The sequence below is a fragment of the Gramella sp. MAR_2010_147 genome, from assembly GCF_900105135.1.
Classification (GTDB): Bacteria; Bacteroidota; Bacteroidia; order Flavobacteriales; family Flavobacteriaceae; genus Christiangramia.
In genome coordinates this window covers 1,967,231-1,988,837 of the sequence record NZ_LT629741.1, presented here as the reverse complement: position 1 = coordinate 1,988,837, position 21,607 = coordinate 1,967,231, and the positions used below count along the sequence as shown (strand labels likewise).

19 protein-coding genes are annotated in these 21,607 nt (G+C 37.8%); 15 read left to right on the top strand and 4 right to left on the bottom strand.

Features of this window, described 5'->3' with window-relative positions; all coding sequences use genetic code 11:
• Nucleotides 1-2 precede the first annotated feature (2 nt).
• The 10 genes from BLT95_RS08950 (at nt 3) to BLT95_RS08905 (ending at nt 11,387) form a co-directional block, all read left to right on the top strand.
• A complete protein-coding gene (locus tag BLT95_RS08950) occupies nt 3-3,218 on the top strand; it encodes a SusC/RagA family TonB-linked outer membrane protein (RefSeq protein WP_089665754.1) in 3,216 nt (1,071 codons plus the stop codon).
• A gap of 93 nt (nt 3,219-3,311) precedes the next feature.
• Nucleotides 3,312-4,751 carry a SusD/RagB family nutrient-binding outer membrane lipoprotein gene (locus tag BLT95_RS08945; protein ID WP_089665753.1) on the top strand — a complete coding sequence of 480 codons (1,440 nt, stop codon included), beginning with the start codon at nt 3,312-3,314 and terminating at the stop codon, nt 4,749-4,751.
• Nucleotides 4,752-4,790: 39 nt separating this feature from the next.
• Nucleotides 4,791-6,125 carry a sodium:solute symporter gene (locus BLT95_RS08940; RefSeq protein ID WP_089666890.1) on the top strand — a complete coding sequence of 445 codons (1,335 nt, stop codon included), beginning with the start codon at nt 4,791-4,793 and terminating at the stop codon, nt 6,123-6,125.
• The gene (locus BLT95_RS08935; RefSeq protein WP_089665752.1) at nt 6,110-6,934 is read left to right on the top strand and encodes a metallophosphoesterase family protein; all 825 of its coding nucleotides are present in this window, start codon (nt 6,110-6,112) and stop codon (nt 6,932-6,934) included. The genes BLT95_RS08940 and BLT95_RS08935 overlap by 16 nt, the downstream gene beginning before the upstream one ends.
• A 54-nt stretch (nt 6,935-6,988) precedes the next feature.
• A complete protein-coding gene (locus BLT95_RS08930) occupies nt 6,989-7,489 on the top strand; it encodes a rhodanese-like domain-containing protein (protein ID WP_089665751.1) in 501 nt (166 codons plus the stop codon).
• Nucleotides 7,490-8,107: a TIGR04282 family arsenosugar biosynthesis glycosyltransferase gene (locus tag BLT95_RS08925; protein ID WP_089665750.1), complete on the top strand. Its 618-nt coding sequence runs from the start codon at nt 7,490-7,492 to the stop codon at nt 8,105-8,107.
• Nucleotides 8,104-8,916, top strand: a complete 813-nt coding sequence (locus BLT95_RS08920; RefSeq protein WP_089665749.1) for a purine-nucleoside phosphorylase — start codon at nt 8,104-8,106, stop codon at nt 8,914-8,916. Before BLT95_RS08925 ends, BLT95_RS08920 begins: the two co-directional genes overlap by 4 nt.
• 1 nt (nt 8,917) lies before the next feature.
• Nucleotides 8,918-9,886, top strand: a complete 969-nt coding sequence (gene arsM, locus BLT95_RS08915) for an arsenosugar biosynthesis arsenite methyltransferase ArsM (protein WP_089665748.1) — start codon at nt 8,918-8,920, stop codon at nt 9,884-9,886.
• Between the two features lie 16 nt (nt 9,887-9,902).
• Complete coding sequence (locus tag BLT95_RS08910) at nt 9,903-10,694, top strand: DUF547 domain-containing protein (protein ID WP_089665747.1); 792 nt, start codon at nt 9,903-9,905, stop codon at nt 10,692-10,694.
• A 6-nt stretch (nt 10,695-10,700) separates the two neighbouring features.
• Nucleotides 10,701-11,387, top strand: coding sequence for a TIGR04283 family arsenosugar biosynthesis glycosyltransferase (locus tag BLT95_RS08905; protein ID WP_089665746.1), 687 nt, complete (start codon nt 10,701-10,703; stop codon nt 11,385-11,387).
• Here the strand turns inward: BLT95_RS08905 and BLT95_RS08900 are convergent.
• On the bottom strand, nt 11,377-12,408 hold the full coding sequence (locus BLT95_RS08900) for a glycoside hydrolase (RefSeq protein ID WP_089665745.1): 1,032 nt from the start codon (nt 12,406-12,408) through the stop codon (nt 11,377-11,379). The genes BLT95_RS08905 and BLT95_RS08900 overlap by 11 nt on opposite strands.
• A 100-nt stretch (nt 12,409-12,508) precedes the next feature.
• Here BLT95_RS08900 and BLT95_RS08895 point away from each other — a divergent pair, with 100 nt between their 5' ends.
• From BLT95_RS08895 to BLT95_RS08875, 5 genes are read left to right on the top strand one after another with little or no spacing between them, the layout of a single operon-like run.
• Nucleotides 12,509-13,798 (top strand): FAD/NAD(P)-binding oxidoreductase, encoded by a 1,290-nt coding sequence (locus BLT95_RS08895; protein ID WP_089666889.1) that lies wholly within the window; start codon nt 12,509-12,511, stop codon nt 13,796-13,798.
• Complete coding sequence (locus BLT95_RS08890) at nt 13,798-15,393, top strand: 4Fe-4S dicluster domain-containing protein (RefSeq protein ID WP_089665744.1); 1,596 nt, start codon at nt 13,798-13,800, stop codon at nt 15,391-15,393. Before BLT95_RS08895 ends, BLT95_RS08890 begins: the two co-directional genes overlap by 1 nt.
• 59 nt (nt 15,394-15,452) lie before the next feature.
• Nucleotides 15,453-16,145 (top strand): glycosyltransferase family 2 protein, encoded by a 693-nt coding sequence (locus BLT95_RS08885; RefSeq protein WP_089666888.1) that lies wholly within the window; start codon nt 15,453-15,455, stop codon nt 16,143-16,145.
• Nucleotides 16,142-17,608 carry a cellulose synthase family protein gene (locus tag BLT95_RS08880; RefSeq protein WP_089665743.1) on the top strand — a complete coding sequence of 489 codons (1,467 nt, stop codon included), beginning with the start codon at nt 16,142-16,144 and terminating at the stop codon, nt 17,606-17,608. The genes BLT95_RS08885 and BLT95_RS08880 overlap by 4 nt, the downstream gene beginning before the upstream one ends.
• Before the next feature lie 35 nt (nt 17,609-17,643).
• Nucleotides 17,644-18,999: a glycosyltransferase 87 family protein gene (locus BLT95_RS08875; protein ID WP_089665742.1), complete on the top strand. Its 1,356-nt coding sequence runs from the start codon at nt 17,644-17,646 to the stop codon at nt 18,997-18,999.
• Here the strand turns inward: BLT95_RS08875 and BLT95_RS08870 are convergent.
• The 3 genes from BLT95_RS08870 to speB all read right to left on the bottom strand — a co-directional run bounded on the left by BLT95_RS08870 (nt 18,996) and on the right by speB (nt 21,568).
• Nucleotides 18,996-19,646, bottom strand: coding sequence for a lipid-A-disaccharide synthase N-terminal domain-containing protein (locus tag BLT95_RS08870; RefSeq protein WP_089665741.1), 651 nt, complete (start codon nt 19,644-19,646; stop codon nt 18,996-18,998). The two genes, BLT95_RS08875 and BLT95_RS08870, sit on opposite strands and share 4 nt — an antisense overlap.
• Nucleotides 19,647-19,728: 82 nt before the next feature.
• Entirely contained in the window at nt 19,729-20,700 is a 972-nt protein-coding gene (locus tag BLT95_RS08865) for a deoxyhypusine synthase family protein (protein ID WP_089665740.1), read from the bottom strand.
• Nucleotides 20,693-21,568 (bottom strand): agmatinase, encoded by an 876-nt coding sequence (gene speB, locus BLT95_RS08860; protein ID WP_089665739.1) that lies wholly within the window; start codon nt 21,566-21,568, stop codon nt 20,693-20,695. The genes BLT95_RS08865 and speB overlap by 8 nt, the downstream gene beginning before the upstream one ends.
• Nucleotides 21,569-21,607 lie beyond the last annotated feature (39 nt).

Genomic DNA, 21,607 nt, shown 5'->3' with positions numbered 1-21,607 from the left:
CAATGAAGTTTATTTTTATAAGCATTTTCATGTGCTTATCACTATCTGTATTTTCACAAGAGCAAATCACGGGTAGAGTTACCGATAGTTCAGGAATTGCACTTCCTTATGTGAACGTGATTCTTGTAAATTCCTCTAAGGGAACTACTACAGACGAAGCCGGACGATATAGTCTAAACCTGGAAAATCTTGAAGGAAATCTTGAATTTTCTTCCCTGGGATATAAAACACAAATTATCCCGATTAATGGAAGGAGTATAATTGATGTTGTTTTTTACGAGTCGGAATCTGTCCTGAATGAAGTGGTGGTTACCGCTTTGGGGCAGGCACGAGAAACCCGGGGCCTTGGGTATGCCGTGCAAAGCATTCAGGAAAAAGAGATCTCAGAAGTAAAGGCTCCAAATTTCCTGGATAATCTGGGCGGGAAACTTGCGGGGGTCACCATTAATCAGGGGGCGACCGGAGTAGGCTCTTCCACAAAAGTGACAATTAGAGGAGAAGCTTCTTTTTCTAACAACAATCCCTTATTTATTGTAGACGGTACACCTATTAATAATAACACCGTTTTTCCAACAACTTCTGAGGCCGCTGCAGGTTTTCAGGAAGTAGATTTTGGTAACGGAGCCATGGAAGTGAATCCAGACGATATCGCTTCGGTTTCGGTTTTAAAAGGTCCTAGTGCGGCAGCACTTTATGGGACACGTGCTTCCAACGGGGTTATTATTATAGAAACCAAAGATGGATCTAATCAAAAAGGTTTGGGAATAAGTATAAATTCCAGTGTTTTTATAGACACCGCCTTCAAATTACCTGAATTTCAAAACGAATATGGCCAGGGAAATTCTGGTCAGTTTGAGTTTGTAGATGGACTTGGAGGGGGAATTAATGATCTAATTACGTATAGCTGGGGTCCCAGACTTGACGTGGGAAATATGATTCCGCAATTCGATAGTCCGGTAGTTTTAGATAATGGAACATTAGTTAGAGGAGGCGATACTTCGGTGTATGGAGATGAAGCTATTACACCTACTGCTTTTAATTCACATCCCGATAATTTGCAGAATTTTTATAGAACCGGAGTGACAACGATTAACAATGCCGCGGTTTCTTCTAGTTTTGATAATGGCAATTATCGGATATCGTTCACCGATCTTCGAAGCGAATCTATTCTTCCCGGAGTTAATTTAGACCGGCAAACAGTTGCTGCAAGTTTAAATTTTAAGCCCTTAAAAGGCCTCAAAGTTAGATCTCATATTAACTACGTGAATTCAGGTAGTGATAATCGGCCGGCAAATGGTTACGGTTCAGAAAACCTGAATTATTCCCTGGTTGCGTGGGGACCTCGTTCTTTAAATACCGAAAATTTAAAAGATTACTGGCAGCCTGGACTTGAAGGTGTACAGCAGTTCTCTTATAATTATACGTATTTTGATAATCCGTATTTTATTCTTTATGAAAATACAAACTCCTTTGGGAGGGATCGTGTTTTCGGGAATATTTCGGCTACACAACAGATCAATTCTAACTGGAGTGTGAGTCTTCGCTCGGGAATGGACTATTCCAGTGAAAAAAGAAAGTTTAAGCGGGCTTTTAGTTCTAATAGGTTCAAAAATGGAGCTTATGGAGAACAGGATGTTTTATACAGGGAAGTGAATACCGATTTTCTGATAAATTATGCCAAGGCTTTCGGCGATATTTCTGCTGATATTTCTTTCGGCGGAAATAAATTAGATCAGAAAGTTTCAAATACACAAAGCCAGACAACTACACTTGCACAGCCGGGAGTTTTTAAACTTACCAATGCAGCTTCGCCAATTGAAGTGTATCAGTTTGAATCTGAAAAACGAATTAATAGCCTGTATGGAATTGCGAAGTTGAAATATAAAAACTTTCTTTTTTTAGATATTACAGGTAGAAATGACTGGTCTAGCGCATTGGCAACTCCATTTTCAGTAGATAATACCTCTTTCTTTTATCCTTCGATTTCTTCCAGCTTTATAATATCTGAGGTTGTGGATTTACCGGAGGCAGTTTCTTTTACTCAATTGCGTGCAAGTTGGGCGCAGGTTGGTAACGATACCAATCCTTATCAAACCACTGGTGCTTTTGTGGCTCAAACTCCTTATAGATCACAGCCAACATACAGTGATCAGAACATTATTTCCAATCCAAACCTGAATCCGGAGCAAACCACTTCATTTGAAGTTGGCGGCGATATTCGCTTTTTTAAAGATAGATTAAGATTTGATGTCACTTATTATAATGCTTTAACCAAAGATCAGATTTTATCATTGCCTATAGGGATATCTTCAGGCTATACACAGAAAGTTGTGAACGCGGGGAAAGTGAGATCTAAAGGGATTGAAATAATTGCAGGAATTACACCCGTTAGGAACTCTAATTTTGAGTGGAATACACAGCTAAATTTTAGCAGAAATATTTCGAAAGTTGAAGAGTTGCCACAGGAAGCAGGTAGATTAACGCTGGCATATAATAGAATTTATGATAATCCAGATCAAACAGTTTGGTTGCAGGTGGAAGAAGGCGGTGAAATAGGAGACCTTTATGGAACCGGCTATAGAAAGAATGAAAATGGAGATTTTATCTTAACGGAAGAAGGACGATACATAGCCGATAATAATTTGCAGAAATTGGGGAATTATAATCCCGATTTTATGCTTGGGATCAATAATAACTTCAACTATAAAAACTGGAATTTCTCATTTTTATTTGATTGGAGACAGGGCGGGATCTTGGTTTCCAGAACCAGGGCATTGGCAACAGTTGGTGGGCAACTAGCAGAAACCACTCCACGTCCTGAAGAAGGAATAGTCCCTGAAGGTGTAGTGAATGTTGGGACTGAAGAAAATCCTGAGTATGTACAAAATACAACCGCAGTTTGGGCAGAATCATACTATCGTCAGTTCTATGATCGTAATCACGAAGAAAATAATATCTATGACGCTTCTTATTTGAAATTAAGGCAGTTTTCTCTTGGATATACTTTTGATCTTAAGAATGATTTTCTTGGGTTTATGAAGCAGGGGGGTACGGTAAATCTTTCGCTAATAGGCAGAAATTTATTTGCCCTGAGTGAAATTCCGCATTTTGATCCTGAACAGCTTGCCGTACAGGGTCAGGGTTTTATTAGCGGGGTTGAAGATATGTCTTATGCGACTACCAGAAGTATTGGGTTTAAAGCCGGGATTAATTTTTAGGCTATAATGGCCGTTTATAAACTAAAGAATTCGTCAAGTTGGACTTGTTTCATTTCTCAAGTTCATAATGACGTAATTATAAAATATTAAAAGATGAAAAAGTATAAAAATATTGCTGGTTTGATTTTGGCAATTTTCGCCATGCTTTCCTGTACCCAGGATTTTAAGGAAAAGAATACAAATCCCAATGCCCCGGTAGAAGTTCAGCCCAGTTTGTTACTAAGGCAGGTAATCTACGATTATGGAGAGCAGATGTCTTATGAGGGTTTTGTTGCCGGTAATTTGCTGGGACAGTATTTAACCGCATTAGATTTTAACCTTTTTGACCGCCATGCATTGAAGTCTCCCCAACTAGGAGGAAATCCCTGGCCAGTTCTGTATACCAATCTTCGCGACAATCAAATTATCCTGAATAAATCAAGGGAAAATGAAGCTTTTCGTGTTTATGAAGGTCCGGCATTGATTCTAAAAGCCTATATGGCTGCCACTTTAACCGATCTTTTTGGCGATGTTCCTTATGCTCAGGCTTTTCAGGGGAAAGAAGTGACTACGACACCGGTTTACGATTCCCAGGAAGATATTTATATGTCTGAAGGAGGAATTTTAGATAATCTGGATAATGGAATCTCAGCAATAGAAGCGTATAATGGCAATTTTTCGTTGGAAGGAGACATACTTTTTGAAGGGGATCTGGATAATTGGGTTCGTTTTGCAAATTCTCTAAAGATTAAATATTTGATGCGAATTTCTGCCCGGGTAAATGTTTCAGCCGAATTACAACAGCTTTATTCTGAAGTAAATTATATAGAAACAAACGCTCAAAATGCAGTCTTCAACTTTACTTCAGGAGAACCAAATAGCTTTAGAATGCAACAATTAAGAGTTGGAGATTTTAATAATTTCGTCATGTCTGAAACGATAGAAGAAATACTTTCAGAATTGAATGATCCCAGAATAGAGGTTTTATTCAGGCCAACGGCAAATGATGCGACACAATATAATGGGCTGATAAATGGAATTGATGCTTCTCAAACCTCTATTTCTCCTGCAAATTATTCGTATGCAGGAATGATTTTTAGAGAAAATACGGGTGTTTTAGATGCCAATTTTCTTACCGCATGGGAAACCAATTTCTGGCTGGCAGAAGCAGCTGAAAGAGGAATGATCTCGGCAGATCCTGAAATGCTTTATAATACAGCTGTAGAACAAAGTTTTGATTACTGGAACACTCCTTTTCCCGAAGATTATTTAAACGGAACTGCAGCTTATGGCACAACTGGAAATAATTTAGAACAAATAATTACTCAAAAATGGATTGGGAATATGATCAATGGGTATGAAGGATGGATAGAATGGAGAAGAACCGGGTATCCAGATTTAAAACCTATATCGGCAAGTCTGAATAATGACATGATTCCTGTTAGAATGCCATATCCTACAGAGGAAGCGGCACTAAATGCTGAAAATTATGAAGCAACGGCCGCTGCTACTAATGGAAATAGTATCAATTTCCCGGTATGGTGGGATGAATGAATAAATATAAAAATGAATTAATTGATTGATTTTTCTAAAATAGAACCGGTTTATTGGCAATGGGGATTGCTTGTAATATCCAGTTTGGCATTTTTAATATTGTCTCCGTGGGCAAAGACGAAAGCACAGTTTTTCAAAGCCACCTTTCGGAATAAAGCTCCAAGTGCAGGCATGCTTACAGGCAGCCTTATAATTTCCTGGATTTTTGCGAAAAGCATTACCAATGCTGCAAATCTTGGGCTTGATTTTGGGATTGTAGGCGGAGTCGCCTATGCAGGATATTATCTTTCTTTTGCGGTCGCCGGGATCATTATTTATTTAATGCGGGTAAAAGGAGGTTTCAAAAGCATTCACCAGTTTCTTATCGAAAAGTTTGGAAGAGGAGCGATTATTATTTTCTCGATTCTTATCAGTATTCGGCTTTTTAATGAGGTTTGGTCTAATACCATGGTAATTGGAAGCTATTTTGGAGAAATTGGTTCATCTTCCTTTTACTGGTCTATTCTGGTGTTCACATTATTAACACTGGCTTATGCCTTAAAAGGAGGGTTAAGTAGTTCCATTTTTACCGATGTTATCCAAATGGGTTTATTTTCCATCTTATTATGTGTGATTTTGTGGAATATTTTCAACATTGGAGAGATGGAAGTGAAAGAAGTTGTAAACTCTGGTAACTGGACCATGGCTACTGGGATGAATTTACTCTTTGCAGCGGTTTTACAGTCTTTTAGTTACCCGTTTCATGACCCTGTACTAACTGATAGAGGTTTTATTAGTAAACCCAAAACGACCCTTCGAAGTTTTATACTTGCCAGTATATTTGGCGGAATTTGTATTATTTTTTTCAGCATCATTGGGATATATGCTCAAAAAAATGGAATGGAAGGCCAGGCGGCGGTAGAGGTTGGAAAATCATTTGGAGTTGTTATTTTGTTGGTGATCAATTTTATCATGATCACTTCTGCCGCATCTACCCTGGATTCTACTTTTTCATCTTCTTCAAAATTGTTAACACTAGATCTAAAGTTTGGAAAAACGATAAGATCGGGTAGAGTAGCCATGATTATAGTAGCTATTCTGGGGACTATTCCAGTTTTTCTAAATGCTGAAATTCTTTCAGCAACAACAATTTCAGGAACCATGGTAATTGGCTTAACTCCTATTTTTATATTTTGGAAAATGAAGGTGCCTAAGATCAGTTTTTATCTTAGCGTGTTTTGCGGACTCGTTTTCGGGTTTTTGCTAGTTTTTGATATTTTCCCTCAATCTTTAATTTTTACGGAAGGTCCATATGCTGATCTACTGTGGATTAATATATGGGGAATTCTTAGTTGTTTAATCCTATATTTGATCCCGAAATGGCTAAAAAAGTAATCGATCTAAATAAAATTAAAGGGAAGGTTCTTGTTTTTGGTGGTGTCTATAGCAATTTGCAGGCTTTACAGGAACTCATTTTAAAAGCAGAATCTTTAGGAATTCCTCCTGAAAATTGTATTTGTACAGGAGATATTGTTGGCTACTGTGCGCAACCGGAAGAAACGGTGCAGGCTTTCAGAGAATGGGGTGCTCATAGCATTGCGGGGAATGTGGAAATTCAGCTGGCTGAAGACAAGGCAGATTGTGGGTGCGACTTTCGTGAAGGCTCCCGCTGTGATGATTTTTCAAAGCAATGGTACCCTTATGCGAAGATTCATCTTTCACAGGATTCCATAGACTGGATGAAAGAATTGCCCTTGCATATTAGATTTAATTATGCCGGAAAGAAAGTTCAGGTAGTTCACGGTTCTGCATTTCATGTTTCAGAATTTATTTTTAAGTCGACTGATTGGTCAGTTAAAAAGCGCAATTTCATCGAAACCGAAACTGACGTTATTATTGCAGGACATTGTGGGTTGCCTTTCTCAGATTCAGAAGAAGAAAAACTTTGGATAAATCCCGGGGTAATTGGGATGCCCGCAAATGATGGTTCTCCTAAAACCTGGTATGCGATCCTGGATTCAGAAAAGGAAATTACTTTTAAGCATCATTCCTTAAAATATGATCATCAACTGGCAAGTTCACTTATGATGAAGAACCATTTGCCGCAAGAATATGCTCGTACGTTAATTACAGGAATTTGGGATAACACCGAAATTTTACCGGGTCTGGAAAGCGGTTTACAGGGATTTGGTATAAATCTTTAGAAAACGATAACATCTCGTGTTCCATTAATTTCGTAAATAGAAGAAAGAATCACATTGAAAAACCTACTAAGTTTAATATTGATAATTTTTGGATGCTCAATTGTCTCAGGACAGAACGAGCCTTTAGATAAATTATTATCTAAATATAATAAAACGGATGTTCCATATATATCTGTGGAAGAGTTGAAGATGAATCGTTTAAAAGATTCTGTTGTTATTTTAGATGCAAGAGAAAAAATAGAATATGATGTGAGTCATCTCCCTGAAGCAATATTTGTAGGCTATTCTAATTTTTCAGAAGACCAATTTTCACAGAAGTTTAAAGACAAATCTGCTCCTATCGTGGTATATTGCTCTATTGGAATTCGTTCAGAAAATATTGGCAATAAGCTTCAAAAAGCCGGTTATACGAATGTTTCAAATTTATATGGGGGAATCTTTGCATGGAAAAATACAGGTTTTGAGGTATTCTCTAATGGAAAAGAGACCAATAAAGTACATACGTTCTCCAGAAATTGGGCGAAATACCTGGAAAAAGGCGAAAAAATATATTAAGTGACTGAAACTATAAAAGATAAATTACTTCTCATATTTACTAAAAATCCCGTTGCTGGAAAGGTAAAGACCAGACTGGCAAAAGACCTTGGGAATGAGAAAGCACTCGAAATCTATAAATTTTTACTGAATCATTCAGCAAAATTTACTGCTGCCGTAAATGCAACGAAACAGGTCTATTATTCCGATTCCGTTAATAAGGACGATATTTGGAATAACGAACTTTATTCTAAAAAGAAGCAATTAGGGGAAGATCTTGGGGAACGCATGCAGAATGCTTTTCAAAATGGATTTGAAGAGAATTATAAAAAAATAATTATCATAGGAACCGATATGTATGATATCGATTCTACTGATATTGAAAATGCTTTTCAGGATTTGGAAAATCATGAGTATGTGATTGGCCCTGCCGAGGATGGCGGGTATTATCTATTCGGTATGAAATCCTTAAATTCTGATGTATTCAAAAATAAAGAGTGGGGAACTTCCAGTGTATTACAGGATACTCTGCAAGATCTTAAGAACAAAGACGTCAAATTACTGGAAACCCGCAACGATGTAGATCTATTGGATGATATAAAAGACCATCCTGCATTTCAAAAATATATAACAATATGACAGATAGAATAAACGAATCTGTAGATTATTTAAAATCTAAAGGCTTTGGAGAGCCTGAAGTTGGTATCATCCTGGGAACAGGCCTGGGAAAACTTATTGGCGATGTAGAGGTTGAGGTAGAAGCCAGTTACAACCATATCCCTTACTTTCCAACCGCAACGGTAGAATTCCATAAAGGAAAACTCATCTTTGGAACACTCCAGGGGAAAAAAGTGGTAGTAATGCAGGGAAGATTTCATCTTTATGAGGGCTATAGTCTTTTTGATGTAACTTATCCTGTAAGAGTAATGAAGCGTCTGGGGATGCAGAAATTACTGGTTTCAAATGCATCCGGAGCCATTAATCTTGATTTTAAAGAAGGTGAATTAATGCTGATCGATGATCATATTAACCTGCAGGGAGGATCACCATTGGCATTTCATGGAGTAGAAAAATTAGGTGAACGATTTGTAGACATGAGCCAGCCTTATGATGCTACCATGAACCAAATTTTTGAAGAATCTGCCAAAAACCAGAATATCACCTTACATAAGGGAGTATACGCTTCGGTTGTTGGACCGCAACTTGAAACCAGGGCAGAATATCGATATTTGAAAATTATCGGTGCAGACGCGGTAGGAATGAGTACGGTGCCGGAAATTATTGTGGCGAATCATTTGGGAATCCCGGTTTCTGCAATTTCAGTGATCACCGATCAGGGAGATCCCGATAATCTTGAAAAAGTGGATATTCAGAATATACTCGCCAACGCCGCCAGGGCAGAGCCAGATATGGTTAAACTATTTAAAGAATTACTTCAGAAAATATAACATGAGCTATTTAGAAACTACTAAAGATGTATACAGAGACGCGGCATTAACTCCAGATGTTGGATTATGCTGTACTACCAATCCTATTTGGGAATTACCGGGCTTAAAGATTCCTAAGATCATGCAGGAGATGAACTATGGCTGTGGGACTACCGTGCATGCAAGAGATCTCACTAACGATCCCCGAATTCTCTATGTAGGTGTAGGTGGAGGAATGGAATTACTTCAATTCGCTTATTTCTCCAGACAAAAATCAGGGGTTGTAGGGATAGATGTAGTAGATGAAATGCTGGAAGCTTCCAGGAAGAATTTTAAAGAAGCAGAGGAATTGAACCCTTGGTTCAAATCTGAATTTGTTGATCTTAAAAAAGGAGATGCGACAGAACTTCCTGTGGAAGACAATTCTATTGATGTGGCAGCCCAAAATTGTCTTTTTAATATCTTCAAAACCGAAGAATTAACAAAGGCTTTAAAGGAAATGTATCGTGTTTTAAAACCTCACGGGAAGCTTGTGATGAGTGATCCTACCTGTGAGCAGGAGATGAATGAAGAATTGAGAAATGACGAAAGACTACGTGCACTATGCCTAAGTGGAAGCCTTTCTATTAAAGATTATGTAAAGGCGTTAACCGACGCAGGTTTTGGTACTATTGAAATTAGGGCAAGAAAACCATACAGAATCTTGGATCCAAAAAACTATCCAACCGATGAACTCGTATATATAGAATCTATAGAAGTTGCGGCAATCAAAGACCCTATGCCAGAGGATGGCCCCTGTATTTTTACAGGAAAGGCGGCCATTTATTATGGGGAAGGAGATCATTTTGATGATAAAAAAGGGCATATTCTATTAAAAAATCAACCACTGGCAATTTGTGATAAGACCGCAAATGCATTGGCAGTTTTAGGTCGTGATGATATTTATATCAGTGAGTCTACTTTTCATTATGATGGTGGTGGCTGCTGTTAATTTTAAAATTTAAACTATGAAAAAGTTATTTTTAAGTTTTGCAATTCTAATATCAGGAGCATGTATGTTTGCTTCCTGTAATCTTATTTCCAGCGCGGGCCTGAACAGTAAAGGTTTGCCAACCCCGGATGCTTCTGAACAAACTTCATCTGATGTGGATCAAGTTATGGATCACAAGATATGGGATGATTTGCTTCAAAAACACGTAAGTGCAAGCGGAATGGTGGATTATAAAGGTTTTAAGAATGACCGTGAAAAACTGGACAAATATTTAAAAATGTTGTCTGCACAAGAACCTACGAATGACTGGGGAGCAAATGAATTACTTGCTTACTACATCAATCTTTACAATGCTTATACGGTAGATCTTATTCTAAGAAATTATCCGGTAAAGAGCATTAAAGATATAGATAGTCCCTGGACTAGCGAATTCGTGAAAGTAGGCGATACTGAAATTTCTCTTGGAGGCATTGAAAACAGCGTGCTAAGAAAAATGAACGAACCTCGTATTCATTTTGCGATCAATTGCGCCTCTATCTCGTGCCCAAAACTTCTGAATGAAGCTTATACTGCAAATAAGATTGAGGAACAATTAGAAAGAGTAACCAAAGAATTTATCAATTCTGATAAAAATGAGATCTCAAAAAATTCAGCTAAATTATCTTCAATTTTCGACTGGTATAAAAAAGATTTTAAAGAAAATGGAACCGTAATAGATTATGTAAACCAGTATTCAAATACAAAGATAAGTTCAGGAACCTCTATCACGTATAAAGATTACAACTGGGACCTGAACGAGGCTAAATAATCGTTAATGATCAGTATTATTATTCCGGCATATAATGAAGAACAACAGCTTCCAGGCCTGCTAAGACACCTGGAAGCAACTTCTTCAGGGTATGTGACTGAAATATTGATCGTGGACGGCGGAAGTACCGATGGAACTGCTGAAATTGTACAAAAATCCAGCAATGCTAAATATGTGTCTTCAGCAAAAGGCAGGGCTGTTCAAATGAACACCGGAGCCCGGAACGCTAAAGCCGATATTCTTTATTTTTTACATGCCGATAGCTTACCGCCACAAAATTTTGATTCGCTAATTGTAAATGAATTGAGAAAAGGGAAGAAGGCGGGCTGTTTTCAAATGAAATTTGATAAAAATCACTGGTGGCTTAATTTAATGGGACAGTTTACGAAAGTGAATCATATTACCTGCAGAGGGGGTGATCAATCCCTGTTTGTTGAAAAATGCCTTTTTAATGAAATTGGTGGATTTAATGAATCTTATAAGGTTTATGAAGACAATGAAATTATTAGAAGACTTTATAAAAAGAAACAGTTTACGGTTATTAAAAGTTGGATAACAACCTCTGCAAGACTCTACGAAACAATGGGAGTTTGGAATACACAGTGGCTTTTTATTGAGATTTACTGGAAAAGGAGACGTGGAGCTTCACCTGAAGAACTCTACAGCCACTACTACAAAAGGCTTAGTTCCTGAATTTTTGATAGTATTCTTTTACTATATTTTCAGCAGGTTTATTTTGAGGAGTAAAACGATCATTTTCTAATCCGCCAGAATCCTCATGTTGGTGCCATTTCCAAATATAACCGCCGGCAAACCAGCTTTGAGTCCAAAATTCTTCATATAAAACTTGCAGGGCTCTCGCTTGTAAACCATGATTTGTTCCTGAAATATCTCTATTCGAATTCCAGGGTTCTTTTAACGCATAGTCTATATTTCTGTATCCGTATTCTGTAAAAAGTATCGGTTTTTCATGTTTAGAAGAAAGACTTTTAAGCATACTTTTATGCTTCTGCCATCCATTTCTGATTTCATCTTCAGAAGGAGAAACCTTTTCGCTTAAAGGAAAATAGGCATCAACTCCAATGAAATCCAGATCATCCCATATATTTACCAGATCTACTTTATCCCAGTTCTCTGCGTATACCAGTTTCCCTTTGTAAATCTTTCGTATATCACTAATAAGTTCTTTCCAGAATTCAGGCCTGGAACTTACAAAATGGTATAATTCCGTTCCAATACATAGAATCTCAATATGATGCTTTTCTGAGATTTTTGCATAGAGCATAATGTATTTTTTATAGGACGTCTCAAATCTTTCCCATTCAGCTTCTGTAGAAAATTGAAGATCACCGGTAAAATCTCCATTTCTCAACCAGATATGGGGCTTCATCATGATTCTCAAATCCTGTTCCTTTAAAAGTAAAATAGCCTGTTCTATGCCCTCTGCTCTTTCTCCAAACCATTGTCTTTCGATATTATAAATGAGTTCCGGCTCTTTTTTATTGCCCATAAACGCATACGGCATTAGAGCAATAGCGTTAGCATTAACCCTGGTAAGTTGGTTTATTTGAGCTGGATTTAGACTGTCTCTGGATGCTACGAGACTTATTCCGTTGATTTTCCTGGAAGGAATCTCTGCCTGGCACGACAACATCAGGAACGTGATCGTTAAAATGATCATTGTTGCGTATGGTAATCTTGAATTGCTAGACATTTGTTTGAGGCATAAAATCCTTGATATAATTGGGATTCTGGCTATTTTCAGCGTTCTTTACTTAAGTGCTGTCCGGCCTTCAGCCAAATTAAATAAATTAATGGAGCATATTGTTATAATTGGAAACGGAATTTCGGGGATTACTGCGGCAAGGCACATCCGGAAACTTTCCGATCACAGGATCACTGTGATTTCAGGCGAATCTGACTATTTTTTTTCCCGTACTGCACTAATGTATGTGTATATGGGGCACATGAAATGGGATCATTTACAACCTTATGAGAACTGGTTTTGGGAAAAGAACAGGATAGAATTAAAAAAAGCCTGGGTAGAGCAGATCGATTTTGATAAAAAGAAACTTCGTTTTTCATCTGGTGAGCCTCTGGGGTATGATAAGTTGGTGATCGCAACAGGTTCTATTTATAATAAATTTGGTTGGGAAGGAGAAGAGCTGGACGGAGTTCAGGGCCTGGTTACTAAACAGGATCTTATTGAGCTTGAAGAGAATACTGCTTTCACAAAAAAAGCAGTGATCATTGGTGGTGGTTTGATTGGGGTAGAGCTGGCTGAAATGCTTAGAACACGAAATATAGAGGTGACGTTCCTGGTGCGGGAAGAGGCATTTTGGAGTAATGTATTACCGTTGCCGGAAGCTAAAATGATCTCGGAACATATTTCTTCCCATGGTGTAGATCTTAGACACCATACAGAGCTGGAAAAAATAATTCCAGATGAAGATGGAAGGGTAAAAGCGGTAAGAACTAAAGGCGGAGAAGAGATAGAATGCCAATTGGTGGGACTTTGTGCAGGAGTAAGGCCTAATATAGATTTCCTGAAAGATTCTGATCTTGAAACCGATAAGGGCATTTTGGTCAACGAATTTTTAGAGACTAATATCCCTGAGGTATATGCTATTGGAGACTGTGCGCAACAAAGAACTGCCATCGGTTTAAGAAAACCTGTTGAGGCGGTGTGGTATACAGGAAGGATCATGGGTGAGACGCTTGCAAAGACTTTAACAGGAGATCGAACTGCGTATCAACCCGGGAATTGGTTTAATTCGGCGAAATTCTTTGATATAGAATATCAAACTTATGGTTGGGTTTGGGCTAAACCTAAAGAAAACGAGCAACATTTTCACTGGAGGCATGAAACAGATCTAAAGGCAATCACGATCTCATACAATACTGAGACCAATGAGTTTTTGGGTATAAATACTTTCGGAATTCGAATGAGACAGGAAATTTTTGACTTATGGTTAAATGAGAATCGAAAAATAGACCATGTTCTGGCAAATTTGAAACTCGCCAATTTTGATCCTGAATTTTACGATTCCCACGAAAAGGAAATTTTTGAAAGTTTTAAAAATAATCTACAAGAAACTAAGTAATGAGCAGAATAGAACATAATATGGCGCTTACCGGAGATGCCCCGGCATCTATTAATACACAACAAAAACTAGCCACTTTTTTAGGAATGTCGGGCCTTATAATTCTTTTGCTAGCAAGTTTTAATTTAAATTTCCCGAATAAAACATTGTGGTTAAGTATCTCATTAATTTCGATTTTTGCCGGGATCGTATGGTTTGCGAAGGCGGCATATACAGGTAAACATCCTGGTATTAAGAACGATGGTGTCTGGTTTAAATCGATGACAAATAGAGGTTACCTGGCCTGGCTTGCCGGTATATCCCTTACAGGGTTTTATGTTGTTCTTTACTTCTATCCGCAGTTTATAGGGCTGCGTGCCGAAGGTGATAATGTAGGTTTAATTGCCTTATTTGATCCTTTAAGTAAATTATTAAGCGGTAATCCAGCCAGTCAGTGGTTTGTTTATGGAACTTTATATACCATTGCAATTACCGCATTTGGTGTAAAATTTCTCTATAAATACCGGCATAATCGCTATGAAAGGCTCAGAACCTTTTCAGTGATGTTTTTCCAGACATCTTTTGCCTTCCTAATTCCTGAATTTATGGCCAGGTTAAACGGAAAAGGCTTTTCCCTGCCCTATTATGACCTTAAGAATATCTGGCCGCTCAATTATTATAATTTTGAACAATATAGGGTAGACGATTTTATTTCTGCCGGAACTATTGGCATTGCTTTATTGCTCTTCGGAATAGTTTCTATCTTTATCATCACTCCAATTTTAACTTATAAATATGGAAAACGCTGGTACTGTAGCTGGGTTTGTGGTTGTGGTGGATTAGCCGAAACAGCCGGGGATCCTTATAGACATTTATCAGATAAAAGTCAGTTTGCCTGGAAAGTAGAAAGATGGGTTGTGCATAGTGTACTGGTTTTTGTAGTCTTAATGACCACAGCGGTTATCTATTCTTATTTAGGTGAAGATGCTTCGAAATACTGGTTAACAAGAGATGTCTTTCTAATTGGAGTTGGGATTTTTCTAACCTTACTATTTGCCGGGATATGGTATTTTAAAAGAGAAGAACTTGAAAAAGACGCCAGGTATGGAGCGATAGGTTATCTGGTAATTATCCTTGCCCTGATAGGTTTCCACTATTTTAGCGGAACAAATTTATTCCTCTTTAATGCTGAAAGTTTAAGAGCATCCTACGGATTTCTTATAGGGGCAATATTTAGCGGAGTGATAGGAACCGGTTTTTACCCAATTTTCGGTAACAGAGTATGGTGTAGGTTTGGTTGCCCAATGGCGGCAATTCTGGGAATGCAACAGAGATTGTTCTCAAAATTCAGAATTACAACAAATGGAGGTCAATGTATTTCCTGTGGAAATTGTTCTACTTATTGTGAAATGGGAATAGATGTCAGGGCGTATGCGCAGAAGGGAGAGAATATCGTAAGATCAAGTTGTGTAGGTTGCGGAATTTGTTCAGCGGTTTGCCCTAGAGGAGTTTTAAAACTCGAAAACGGATCAAGGGATAACAGAATTAGTTCTGAAGATGGAATTTTAGGTGACAATGTGGATCTTTTGGACCTTATCAACCAAAAGACCAAATAATCTGTAAGGATTAAGTTTATTTACACACTCCCTAATAAATTCTGAATTTGCATACCGCAGTGCCCCCAGTTATTAAGGTTATTATTCCAGCATTTAACGAAGCTGAATCTATTTCGCATGTTATTTCTGAAATTCCAGATATTGTAGAAGAAGTAATTGTTGTGAGCAATAATTCTACCGATGATACTGGAGTTAATGCTGAAAAGGCCGGAGCTACAGTGCTTTCAGAATCAAGAAAAGGTTATGGATATGCCTGCTTAAAAGGAATGGATTATATTTCCAGGCAAAACCAAAAAACTGATATTATCGTATTTCTGGATGGTGATTATAGTGATTACCCGAATGAGTTGAACAAAATTATTCAGCCCATATTAGAAGATGATAAAGATTTTGTAGTTGGAGCTAGAGTAGGTAAATGGAGAGAAAAAGGTTCCATGACATTCCCGCAGCTATTTGGAAACAAACTGGCTACCACCTTAATGAAATTGCTCTTCAAATCCAGGTTTACAGATCTTGGCCCATTCAGGGCAATTAAGTATGAAAAACTGCTTCAGCTTAATATGGAAGACAAAACTTATGGATGGACGGTTGAAATGCAACTCAAAGCTTTACGACAAAAACTAAGTTATGCAGAAGTCCCGGTTCATTACAGGAACAGGATTGGCGTGTCTAAAGTTTCAGGAACCATCAAAGGTGCTATCTTTGCAGGCGTAAAGATTCTAGGTTGGATTTTTAAATATAGTTTTAAATGATCGATTTTGCGGTAATTCTAATTTATACTCTGGCACTGCTCGTTATCTTTATCTATAGCCTTTCCCAGCTTCATTTACTAATCAATTACCTTAAGTCGACTAAAGCTACCGATCATTCTGAGAAATTTGATTTTTCAGAAGAAGAATTGCCAATGGTTACTATTCAATTGCCACTTTATAATGAATATTATGTTGTAGAGCGATTATTGAAGAATATTGGGAAAATCAACTATCCACTGGATAAACTGGAAATCCAGGTTTTAGACGATTCTACAGATCATTCTATCGAGAAAACTTCAGGAATCATTCTGGAGCTTCAAAATTCGGGACTCGATATTCAGCATATAAGAAGGGAGAACAGAACCGGGTTTAAAGCGGGCGCATTAAAAGAAGGGCTAAAAATAGCCAAAGGCGAGTTTGTAGCTGTTTTTGATTCTGACTTCGTTCCGGGTGAAAACTGGCTTATGGAAACGCTCCCATATTTTAAAAATCCTAAAATTGGAGTGGTGCAAACCCGTTGGGGACATTTAAATAGAGATTATTCCCTGCTTACAAAAATTCAGGCTTTTGCACTTGATTTTCATTTTATACTGGAACAAACCGGTAGAAATTTTGGCAGGAACTTCATTAATTTCAACGGTACTGCGGGGATCTGGCGAAAAGAATGTATTCTCGACGCCGGGAATTGGAGTGGTGACACTTTAACGGAAGATCTTGATCTTAGCTATCGTGCCCAGATGAAGAACTGGGAATTCAAATATCTGGAGGATGTGGAAACTCCGGCAGAACTTCCCGTGGTAATTAGCGCGGCAAGGAGTCAGCAGTTTAGATGGAACAAAGGAGCCGCTGAAAATTTCAGAAAAAATTACGGAAAATTATTAAGGGATAAATCGGTTTCTTTTAGTACCAAGTTTCATGGCTTTTTTCATTTGTTGAACTCCAGTATGTTTTTAATTGTGCTGTTACTGGCAGTGCTAAGCGTACCGGTATTATATATAAAACATGGCAACCCTAACTTTCACTGGTATTTTAATGTGATGGCGGGTTTTGCCATTAGCACCTTTATATTCTTTGCCTGTTATTATGTTGCCTATGCGAAAATTCACGGAAAAAGCATAAAGAGTTTTTTCAAATTTGTGGGAATGTTCATTACCTTCTTTTCTATTGCTATGGGTTTTTCGGTGCATAACTCACTGGCCGTTCTGGAAGGTCATTTTGGGAAAAGGTCTGAATTCATCAGGACCCCTAAGTTCAATATTAATTCTATAAAAGATTCCTGGAAAGGAAACACTTATTTAACCAATAGGTTTTCTAAGAATGTAATCCTTGAGGGACTCCTGTTCCTGTATTTTGGTTTTGCGATATGGAGTGCTTTTAAACTGAATGATTTTGGATTGTTAATCTTTCACCTAATGCTATTTACTGGCTTTGGCTTTGTATTCTTTAAAAGCCTAAGAGCTTAAATTTTTATATTTTAGCCAAAAGCCTGTTGCCCTTCATGGATTTGAAATTTCTTAAACTTTATAAGTTTCCCGTTCTACTGGCGCTTTCCTGTCTCGCATTTTACTTTTCTTTTGGTTATGGATTGGAGCGGTCAGATTTTCCAAGACTAATTTTACTATATACTGCGCTGTGCTTTCTAAGTTATAAGCTGGTAAATATGCTAAAAGCAGATCTTCGACTTTTAATAGGTTTTGCAGTGCTTTTCCGGCTAATATTTCTGTTTGCTCTGCCCAATCTTTCACAGGATTATTTCAGGTTTATCTGGGATGGGAGACTGGTGGCGGAAGGATGGAATCCGTATCAATACATTCCAGACAAGCTCATAAATCTTGAGAACTTCAGCATTGCTCAGTCTAAAGAATTAGTTATGGGAATGGGGAATTTAAGCGCTGGCCACTTTTCAAATTATCCTCCATTAAACCAGTTGATATTTACCATTGCCGGCTGGATTTCTTCTTCAAGCATCCTGGGATCGGTGATCATTTTCAGGATCATCATAATTTTGGCAGATCTTGGAACGTTATTCTTCGGAAGAAAATTATTGAAATCAATGGGATTGCCAGAACATCAGATTTTCTGGTATATTCTTAATCCATTTATTATAATTGAAATGACTGGAAATCTCCATTTCGAGTCTGTCATGGTTTTCTTTTTAATCTGGTCATTGTATTTGTTACATCAGCGAAAATGGTTTTGGAGTGCTGTTATTTTCGGTCTTTCCATATCGGTAAAATTACTTCCATTGCTGTTTTTGCCATTGCTCTTCAAATATTTCAATAGATCTAAAGAGCAACTCGGCCTTAGAAAACTAATTATATACTATTTGGTTTGTATTCTTACGGGAATCATTTCCTTTCTGCCGTTCTATTCAGCTGAAGTAGTTTCTAATTTCTTAGGCAGTATAGGTTTATGGTTTGGGAAATTCGAATTTAATGCGAGTATTTATTATCTCGTGCGATGGATTGGTTTCCAGGTGAAAGGTTATAATATAATCGAAACTGCTGGAAAAATACTTCCCATTATTAGCATTATAGTCATACTTGGATTAAGCTTTTTCCGAAGATTTCAGAGCACCAAACAACTTATAACCAACATGCTATTTGCGGTAACGGCTTATCTGTTACTTTCAACCACTGTGCATCCCTGGTACTTGGCAATTCCGTTGATTCTAAGCGTTTTTACCGAATTTAAATATATATTGATATGGTCAGCAGTGATAATGCTCAGTTATTATGCTTATTCCAATCCAGAATATCAGGAGAATATGTGGCTGGTGGCTATAGAATATATTGCTCTCATAGGTTTTATGATCTATGAGTTTTATAAGGGAAAGAGTCAGGTTTCTGCTTAAGCTTCAAATTTTTCACCAACCTGTGTTTCAGTTTTTTTCAATAAATACATATCTCTCATGTAAATGATAGAGCCGAAGAAATGTGCAGCGATAAGCACCGGGTCATGTCTAAATATTCCGTAGGTGAATAACAGGACAGAACCAATTAGACTAAGAATCCAGAATCCCATAGGTAGGGAAGATTCATGAGTCTTTTCAGAATAATACCACTGATAAAAAAATCTTGAAGTATAAATTATCTGCGCTAGAATTCCAAGACCTATGAGCCATCCGGGAATAGTCCCTGTATCAAGGAGAACATCTGCCCAGGTGAGAGTTCCAAGAAAGAGGATGTAAGCCGCAATACCAAGAGGAAATATTATGATAAGAGTTTTAAAGAAAATATTTCTTGGTTGCCATTCACCCATTAAACTAAGATTTCGCCAGTAAATTCCATAGATTAAGAATTGTCCAAGCATAATCGCAAAATCTTCACGTAAATAACCATAAGTGAATAGTAGAATGGAAGCAAGTAAACTGAGTTTCCAGAATAAAACAGGTGTTTCTACTTTTTTTGATTTTTCAGAAAGAAACCACTGACTAATCAGTCTGGCAGAGAATAATAATTGGGCTAAAAAACCGATTGTGAAAATGGGCCAGTCTTGCATAAATTCAATAAATAAAAAAGCTGCCCAATATTAATCAATAAGATACATTGAACAGCCTTAACTTCCTGTAATTCTTTGTTAATTACATGTCAAGCAAATATGCGAAAATGAGAGGGGCGACAATCGTTGCGTCACTTTCTATAATATGCTTTGGAGTATCAATATCCAATTTACCCCAGGTGATCTTTTCATTAGGTACAGCTCCAGAATATGATCCATAACTGGTGGTTGAGTCTGATATCTGGCAGAAGTAACTCCAGAAAGGAGTATCAGGTCTTTCCATATCCTGATATAACATAGGTACAACGCAAATTGGAAAATCTCCGGCGATACCGCCACCAATCTGGAAGAAACCTATTCCATTTTCAGAATTATCGGTATACCAGTCGGCCAGGAAAGTCATGTATTCAATCCCAGACTTCATAGTGCTTGCTTTCAATTCACCTTTTAAAACGTATGAGGCGAAAATATTGCCAAGCGTAGAATCCTCCCAGCCTGGAACTACCATGGGTAAGTTCTTTTCAGCTGCAGCATACATCCACGAATCTTTCAGGTCAATTTCGTAATGCTCTTCCATCACACCGCTTAATAAAAGCTTATGAAGAAATTCATGCGGGAAATAGCGTTCCCCTTTTTCTTCAGCATCTTTCCATATTTTAAAAATATGCTCCTGAATTCTTCTGAAGGCTTCCTCTTCAGGAATACAGGTGTCGGTTACACGATTTAATCCTTTTTCCAGTAGATCCCATTCGTCCTGCGGAGTCAGATCCCGGTAATTAGGAACTCTTTTGTAATGAGAATGTGCCACAAGGTTCATCACATCCTCCTCAAGGTTTGCACCGGTACAGGAAACGATATGAACTTTATCCTGGCGGATCATCTCAGCAAAGATCTTCCCTATTTCAGCCGTACTCATTGCACCGGCAAGGGAAACCAGCATTTTAGAACCTCCTTCAAGCTGTTTTTCGTAATCTTTAGCAGCATCTACAAGGGCTGCAGCATTAAAATGTAAATAGTACTTCTCAATGAATTGAGATATCTGTCCTTTACTCATCTTCGTCTTCTTCGTTGTAATTTTGATATTTAAATTTGTAGCTCAACATTTTATAATAGAGTTTTGCCGCAAGAAAATCTGATGATTTTTCATCTTTATTCGGGCAAAGTTCTACAATGTCGAATCCTACTACGTTCTTTTTCTTGAACATCATTTTTAGAAACTCCAGTGTTTCATACCAGAACAATCCTCCCGGTTCCGGAGTTCCTGTAGAAGGCATGATACTTGGATCAAAAGCATCAAGGTCTATCGTGATAAATACATTCGGTGTCATTTGTCCAATGGCATCTTCCTGCCAGTCTTCATATAGATCATGAGCAAAATAGACCTGGTTTTCATCCATATGGTCGTTTTCTGAAACATCCATAGAACGAATTCCTACCTGTACTAAATTGGTTGTTTTGCTAGCTTCGTGCATAGCACACGCGTGATTACAACTAGAACCTTCGTACTCCGGTCTAAGATCTGCATGAGCGTCTAATTGCACTACGGTAAGATCTTCAAAAGACTCATTAAAAGCTTTGATGCTCCCAATTGAAATAGAATGTTCGCCCCCAAATAATGTTACGAACTTATCCTGTTTAATATAGTTTTTTGTCGTCTTGTAAACGGCTTCCACCATCTTTTCAGGAGAGGAATCTTCGGTTACCGGAGGAGCAAGATAAATACCCTGTCTGTAAACCTCAGTTCGGGTTTCAATGTCGTAAAGCTCCATATTTTCGGAGGCATTCAAAAATGCTTCCGGGCCTTTATCGGCGCCTTTTTGCCAGGTACTGGTACCATCGTAGGGAACAGGAATCAATACCACTTTTGCTTCGTCAATACGAGCATGTTTATCGGGTATCCCGGCATAATTCTTTTTGCTCATGGCTAATTGAATTGATTAGTTAGTTGATTTTTAAAGTTA

What these genes read in the sequence shown, in the direction of transcription:
- BLT95_RS08910 (WP_089665747.1), top strand. Translation starts at nt 9,903, where the DNA reads ATGAAAAAGTTATTTTTAAGTTTTGCAATTCTAATATCAGGAGCATGT.
- BLT95_RS08905 (WP_089665746.1), top strand. Translation starts at nt 10,701, where the DNA reads ATGATCAGTATTATTATTCCGGCATATAATGAAGAACAACAGCTTCCA.
- BLT95_RS08935 (WP_089665752.1), top strand. Translation starts at nt 6,110, where the DNA reads ATGGCTAAAAAAGTAATCGATCTAAATAAAATTAAAGGGAAGGTTCTT.
- BLT95_RS08895 (WP_089666889.1), top strand. Translation starts at nt 12,509, where the DNA reads ATGGAGCATATTGTTATAATTGGAAACGGAATTTCGGGGATTACTGCG.
- BLT95_RS08900 (WP_089665745.1), bottom strand. Translation starts at nt 12,408, where the DNA reads ATGTCTAGCAATTCAAGATTACCATACGCAACAATGATCATTTTAACG.
- BLT95_RS08870 (WP_089665741.1), bottom strand. Translation starts at nt 19,646, where the DNA reads ATGCAAGACTGGCCCATTTTCACAATCGGTTTTTTAGCCCAATTATTA.
- BLT95_RS08880 (WP_089665743.1), top strand. Translation starts at nt 16,142, where the DNA reads ATGATCGATTTTGCGGTAATTCTAATTTATACTCTGGCACTGCTCGTT.
- arsM (WP_089665748.1), top strand. Translation starts at nt 8,918, where the DNA reads ATGAGCTATTTAGAAACTACTAAAGATGTATACAGAGACGCGGCATTA.
- BLT95_RS08890 (WP_089665744.1), top strand. Translation starts at nt 13,798, where the DNA reads ATGAGCAGAATAGAACATAATATGGCGCTTACCGGAGATGCCCCGGCA.
- speB (WP_089665739.1), bottom strand. Translation starts at nt 21,568, where the DNA reads ATGAGCAAAAAGAATTATGCCGGGATACCCGATAAACATGCTCGTATT.
- BLT95_RS08865 (WP_089665740.1), bottom strand. Translation starts at nt 20,700, where the DNA reads ATGAGTAAAGGACAGATATCTCAATTCATTGAGAAGTACTATTTACAT.
- BLT95_RS08875 (WP_089665742.1), top strand. Translation starts at nt 17,644, where the DNA reads ATGGATTTGAAATTTCTTAAACTTTATAAGTTTCCCGTTCTACTGGCG.
- BLT95_RS08945 (WP_089665753.1), top strand. Translation starts at nt 3,312, where the DNA reads ATGAAAAAGTATAAAAATATTGCTGGTTTGATTTTGGCAATTTTCGCC.
- BLT95_RS08920 (WP_089665749.1), top strand. Translation starts at nt 8,104, where the DNA reads ATGACAGATAGAATAAACGAATCTGTAGATTATTTAAAATCTAAAGGC.
- BLT95_RS08950 (WP_089665754.1), top strand. Translation starts at nt 3, where the DNA reads ATGAAGTTTATTTTTATAAGCATTTTCATGTGCTTATCACTATCTGTA.